The organism is Coleofasciculus sp. (genome assembly GCF_046539235.1).
GTDB lineage: Bacteria > Cyanobacteriota > Cyanobacteriia > Cyanobacteriales > Coleofasciculaceae > Coleofasciculus.
In genome coordinates this window covers 1-6249 of record NZ_JBKHHI010000395.1, presented here as the reverse complement: position 1 = coordinate 6249, position 6249 = coordinate 1, and the positions used below count along the sequence as shown (strand labels likewise).

At 44.6% G+C, this 6249-nt stretch carries 4 protein-coding genes; 1 reads left to right on the top strand and 3 read right to left on the bottom strand.

What is annotated here, in order from left to right:
• Positions 1–205 precede the first annotated feature (205 nt).
• On the bottom strand, positions 206–1423 hold the full coding sequence (locus ACLFWI_RS25050; RefSeq protein ID WP_446415177.1) for a DUF790 family protein: 1218 nt from the start codon (positions 1421–1423) through the stop codon (positions 206–208).
• 93 nt (positions 1424–1516) lie between these two features.
• On the opposite strand from ACLFWI_RS25050, the gene ACLFWI_RS25045 reads away from it, so the two are divergent.
• Positions 1517–2509, top strand: a complete 993-nt coding sequence (locus ACLFWI_RS25045; protein ID WP_446415176.1) for a tetratricopeptide repeat protein — start codon at positions 1517–1519, stop codon at positions 2507–2509.
• Between the two features lie 480 nt (positions 2510–2989).
• Here the strand turns inward: ACLFWI_RS25045 and pckA are convergent, their stop codons facing one another.
• A complete protein-coding gene (gene pckA, locus ACLFWI_RS25040) occupies positions 2990–4657 on the bottom strand; it encodes a phosphoenolpyruvate carboxykinase (ATP) (protein ID WP_446415175.1) in 1668 nt (555 codons plus the stop codon).
• Between the two features lie 625 nt (positions 4658–5282).
• On the bottom strand, positions 5283–6249 hold a 967-nt coding region (locus tag ACLFWI_RS25035; protein ID WP_446415174.1), incomplete at its 5' end, for a leucine-rich repeat domain-containing protein.

Genomic DNA, 6249 nt, shown 5'->3' with positions numbered 1-6249 from the left:
CGATTGAGCTTATTTCATCGACTATCCAATTGAGGCGGATTCCTGTTCCCCCCTTCAAAAGCTATGCATTGTTCGGAGTTGGGGTTAGGGGATGAGGGGGAAATGTTGAGGAGTAGATAGACACGGTTTAAAACCTTGCCAGCATTGGTTTTCTACCTTAAGTTGACACCAATGCACGTCGGTGCGCCCCTACGGTGATCACCGTTCATTGATCTAATACCTCTAGTACCGCCTTGGGTGATAACTTATCTTTAAACCAAATAATTTGGGCAGGCACACGTTCCAGCTTAACCCCGGCTTTATCCAAATTAAGTCGCTCAGAAATTGCCAAAATTAAATTATCACAAGCCGCCCGCCGGACTTGAGAAAATTTCTTTTGCAGATAGTCGGGACGCCAAAACCCAACAATTTCTAACAACATATCTCGCCCATCGGGATGCACCAGACGAAAATCGGGAATCATCACACTCCCCGGAATCGGAATCAGATCCACTTCTCGTTCCAGTATCCAGTCCGTTTTCAGCGCGTCCCAACGGTTGGCAAAAGATGCCTCAATCATACTGTCATAAGGCTTGCCAGGGGGATAATGAGTGACCAACCCACACTTATCGTTGAGACTAAATCGTCCAGTTTTCCAGGTTCCCGTGTAGGGATCACGCATTTGTAAAGTGGCTTTGAGATTCCAACGAGTAACATGGAGTAGAGCCGGAATCAGTTTCGCGATCGCCAGTCCATAGCGGGTACTGGTTTTAAATAAACTGGCAGGTCCATCTATAGTAATCGTAAACCCGTGATCCGCATCGCCTTCGATATAGGTCATTAAGCCAAATAACTTTAAATAACGAAACAGTAATTTATATTCCCCCGGTACATTCCGATGAGCATTGAGAATCATCTCAGAGGCTTTGTAGAAAATCCCCTGGACTTGAGATAAGTTGTAACGGTACAGCAAGGCTTCCGGCGCGGGATCATCAAACTGGGTGAGAATCCGATTTTCTGGCAAATCCGCATAAAGCCCCGTGCGAATTTGCGAAGGTAGCACTTCTTGGTGTAATTCTTGAGTAAGCGTACTACTCAAGGTTTCCAGAGTCGCTTCCGTAGCGGCGCGACAGGGGAGGGATTGAGCAGATAGGGTAAAGACTCGTTGTCGCAGTTCTTTCGGTTCCAAGGGGCTAACAATTTCAAAGGTACTGAAGTTATTTTTGAGCAGATGCGCCAGTCCCCGTTTAAGGCGATAATCAGGACTATCTCCTTCTAGTTCAGAAAGCTGGCGATTCAGTTCACCTTGGGTATGACCCACCGCCTCCCGAAAACAGGTGATCAAATCCGTGGCGATATCACAGGTGCGTGGGTTAATCGGCAACCGCTTGGGGATGATTTCTTCTCCATTTTGTCGATAAATTAGCAGTGGTGTGGGTAACATGAGTTATTTGTCTTATGTCAGTGGTCATCAGTCTTATGTCATTGATTATTAGTCACCACTTCACTATCCGTTACATAATTTCCAGATAAAACTATGAGTACAACATTATCGATGCGGCAGAAACCTGCCCATACTATCTACAGAGTGTTAGAGTGCAGACCTGATAGCTATAGAGATTGGTTAAATCAAGGGCATGGATTGCGCGATGAAGGGCGCTATGAAGATGCCCTGACCAGTTATAATCGGGCTTTAGACTACAAGTCCCATGATTTTTGGGCGCTGTACTGGCGAGCTGATGTTTTAGATGCATTGGGACATTACTCGGAAGCGTTAAGCAGTTATGACCAAGCTTTAGCCGAAAAGCCCACCGATTACTGGAGTTGGTGTCAACGCGCCAAGGTACTGCGAGAATTACAACGTTACGAAGACGCGATCGCGAGTTACGATCAAGCCCTGGATACTCGACCTGATGACTATTGGGCTTGGTACAATCGGGGACGGGTCGCCCTAGAAGATTTGGATTGGTACAAGGAAGCGATTATCTCCTTTGAGGAAGCCCTAAAGCTGCGACCAACGGATTACTGGAGTTGGTATCGCTTAGGTGACGCCCTGCGACATTTGGCGCGGTATGGAGAAGCAATTGCCAGTTACGAAAAAGCCTTAGAAACCCAACCCGATGACTATTGGGCGTGGTATCGACGGGGAGATTCCCTGCGACGTTGGGGACGCTTAGAAGAGGCTTTGGCTAGCTATGATCGAGGGTTGGAGATCAAACCCACTGATCCCTGGAGTTGGTATCAGCGAGGAGAACTGCTGCGGAAACTGGGTCGATATCCCGAAGCTGTGGCGAGTTATGACCAAGTATTAGCCTCTGATCCAGAAGACGAATACGCCTGGTACAACCAAGCCTGTTGCTATGCCTTACTGGGAAATCAGGAGGGTGCGATCGCGAGTTTACAAGCCGCAATTCGTCTTAATCCCAGCGAATATCTCACCTTAGCCAAAACCGACTCAGATTTTGACAATCTACGGGGAAATAAGTCCTTTGAAGCTTTGCTCAACGGTAATAAGCTGTTCGGCATTTAAACCTTAATGTCAAGAATTGCTCTCATCCTTGGATTTAGTGCGTTTAGCGAAGCCATGCCGCAGGCTTTGCATCTTGCTCGCTACTAATTTGTTAACGGAATTCAGACTGGCAAAAACCCTTCAATCCCTTAAAAACCCTTCAATCCCTTGTTCCTGTTCCATGTTCCCTATTCTTACCATCTCAACCATCATGTTTTTGTGATAATCTAGTGAAGTCTAGTCCTTCTATGTGCCCAGCGATCTCTCACGCTTGGGTTTCCTCAACTCTAGAAGGCTATTCCATCTCTACATACTTCCCTACAGGGGCGGGTTTAGTACAGTTATCGGTTTTTTCCAAAACGTTATCGGTAAAACCCGCCCCTAGAGACCTAACTGGAAATGTAGAGACGTACCATGCTACGTCTCTACACGTTCAACAAATGACGTTCTTGTCCGCAACAACCAGAAAGTAAAGGTTGTTGCGGCAAAAACTGGGAACAGTTACTCAAAAACAGGTGCTGCTTCCTTCACTTCACGGGGCGCATTGGGAAACTTCTTAAAGTTTTCCACAAATCGTTTCGCCAAATCCTTCGCTTGTGTCTCGTAGGCTTGGGGATCACTCCAGGTATTTTGGGGATTGAGAATGCTGCTGTCAACACCGGGAACTGATTTTGGCACTAAGATTTTGAAGATGGGATGGTGATAGTATTGCACCTGTTCCAACTCTCCACTTAACGCCGCCGCAACCATGGCGCGACTGTCTTGAATCCGGATACGTGTGCCAACGCCGTAAGGTCCACCTGTCCACCCAGTATTGACTAAATAGACATTGGCATCATATTTCACCAGTCGTTCAAATAACATCTCGCCGTAGAGGGTTGGCGACAGGGGAAGGAACGGTTGACCGAAACAAGCGGAAAATGTGGCTTGGGGTTCCGTAATTCCCCGTTCTGTACCCGCTAGTTTGCTGGTGTAACCCGACATGAAGTGGAAAATTGCCTGATTATTGGTCAGCTTAGTAATCGGGGGTAACACACCAAAAGCATCTGCGGTGAGAAAAATCACGGTTCCAGGATGACCACCGATACCCGGAATTACACAATTGGGAATATAATCGACTGGATAAGCGACTCGTGTATTCTCAGTCAGGCGACCATCATCATAGTTGGGAACGCGGGTTTCTGGGTCAAGCATCACATTTTCCATCAGTGACCCGAAGCGAATCGCTGACCAAATTTGGGGTTCATTCGTCCGCGACAGCCGAATGGTTTTGGCGTAACAACCTCCTTCAAAGTTAAAGATACCCCGTTCCGACCATCCATGTTCGTCATCCCCAATTAGATGCCGGGTAGGATCAGCGGATAAGGTGGTTTTCCCTGTCCCTGAAAGCCCAAAGAATAAGGCGGTGTTCCCTTTTTTATCCATGTTGGCGGAACAATGCATGGGCAGAACATCGCGCTTCGTCATCAGATAATTCATGAATGAGAATGCCGATTTTTTGATTTCACCGGCATAGCGCGAACCGCCAATTAAAACCAGTCGTTTGGCAAAGCTGACGACAATAAAGGCTTCACTATGTATCCCATTAATCTCTGGGTCTCCCTGTAAACCAGGAATGGCAATGATGGTTAATTCGCGGTTATGGGAATTCAGTTCCTCTGGAGTCGGGCGGAGGAACATTTGATGAGCAAACAAATTTTGCGAGGCGAGTTCGTTAATAACTCGTACACCCAGGCGGTATTGCGGATCAACACCGACATATCCATCAAAGATAAACAGATCTCTGCCTTGCAAATAAGCCAACATCTGTTTATAGAGTAAGTCAAATTTTTCCGGTGAGATGGGAACGTTGACTTTATTCCAGTTCACTTCCTCATGTAGCCCTGGCTCATCAACGATGAATTTATCCGCGGGAGAACGTCCAGTGTATTTGCCTGTTTCTACACAAAGAGCGCCATTGGCAGCGAGAACGCCTTCATGCCGTTTTAGGGATTCTTCAATAAGCTGGGGAACCGGGAGATTGTGATACAGATGACCAAGGTTCCTTAATCCCAGAGATTCTAGTCCATAACTCTCATCATTCATCTGGGTATTGACTTCAGATAATGTCTGATAGACGTGGTTCAAGGTTTTAAGTTCGGATTCCAATTCGTAAGTATTTTCGTTCATATCAGCCCCTTCTACACTCTATAAGCGTAAACTTGCGTTTGCCATAAGAAATATTTCCTAGGTTTATTTGTATCAGAAAAATCGTGTTGTATTTTACTAATTCACAATTATTTAAATTAGTTAATGTTTTTTGTTTATTTTTTGTAAATAGAAATGAGCCTCAGCCTTCTTATTGCTTAAGCTCTAAAATTTGTCAAGCTTAAATGGTGCAGATGTCAACGTTTAATGACAATTTAGCTTGGCTAATTATCGGGAATATATTATGCTGACAAAAAGTATAATACACTATTTTCGGAACAGATCAATGTTCCTGGGTTTATCATGGTTGATAAACTTAACGGCAACGACGCTATCGCCATTGAACAACGGCTCGACCCAAAATCTTCCCAAATGGTAACATTTGCTACTTATAAGTAGGTGAGGACAATTAAAGTTAACGGCGTAAATCGTCATTAGTCATTGGTCATTGGTCATTTGTAAGGGTTTGAGGAACATTCACAGAACTTAACATAGTTCGGTTTATTTCCACCGACCTACTTACCTCCCTTTTATGACGAGGGGCGAGTTTTGCTGAGAGGTAATGATATAATAGCCAGATAGTTCTGATCATGGCTTGAATTATTGATTATCTAAAGATACAAATAGATTCTGGCTCTACAGGACAGTTTAATTCAGCAAGTGGATTACCCATTAGGGATAGTACAGAAAGATTGTTCAATCCAGATAGGGAACTTACATCTGTTATTTGATTATTCCGGAGATTGAGGTAAGAAAGATTGGTGAGTTCGGCGATAGGGCTGATGTCTGTTATTTGATTATCACGGAGATTGAGGGAAGAGAGATTGGTAAATCTGGAGAGGGAATCTATATCTGTTATTTGATTACCACTGAGGTTTAGTTTAGAAAGATTGGTGAGTCCGGAGGAAAAGTTTAGATCGGTTATTTGATTCTCACTGATGTCAAGTACAGAAAGATTGGCAAGTCCGGAAAGAGAGCTTATATCTCTTATTTGATTATCCCAGAGGTAGAGTTCAGAAAGATTTGGAAGTCCAGCGAGAGGACTTATATCTCTTATTTGATTCTCACTGAGATCAAGTTCAGCAAGATTGGCAAGTCCGGAAAGAGAGCTTAGATCCCTTATTTGATTACCCCGGAGATCGAGTTCAGCAAGATTGGTAAGTCCGGCGAGGGGGCTTAGATCTCTTATTTTATTCTCACTGAGATCGAGTTCAGCAAGATTGCTGAGTCCGGATAGAGGACTGATGTTTGTTATTTTATTGAAACTTAGGTCAAGTTCAGCAAGATTGGTGAGTCCGGATAGGGGGCTGATATCTGTTATTTGATTACCACCCAGGTCAAGTTCAGAAAGATTAGTGAGTACAGAGAGAGGGCTGATATCTCTTATTTTATTACTGCCCAGGTCAAGTTCAGCAAGATTGGTGAGTCCGGAGAGAGGGCTGATATCTATTACTTGATTACCACCCAGGTCAAGTTCAGAAAGATTAGTGAGTACAGATAGGGGACTGATATCTATTACTTGATTACCACCCAGGTCAAGTTCAGAAAGATTAGTGAGTACAGAGAGAGGGCTG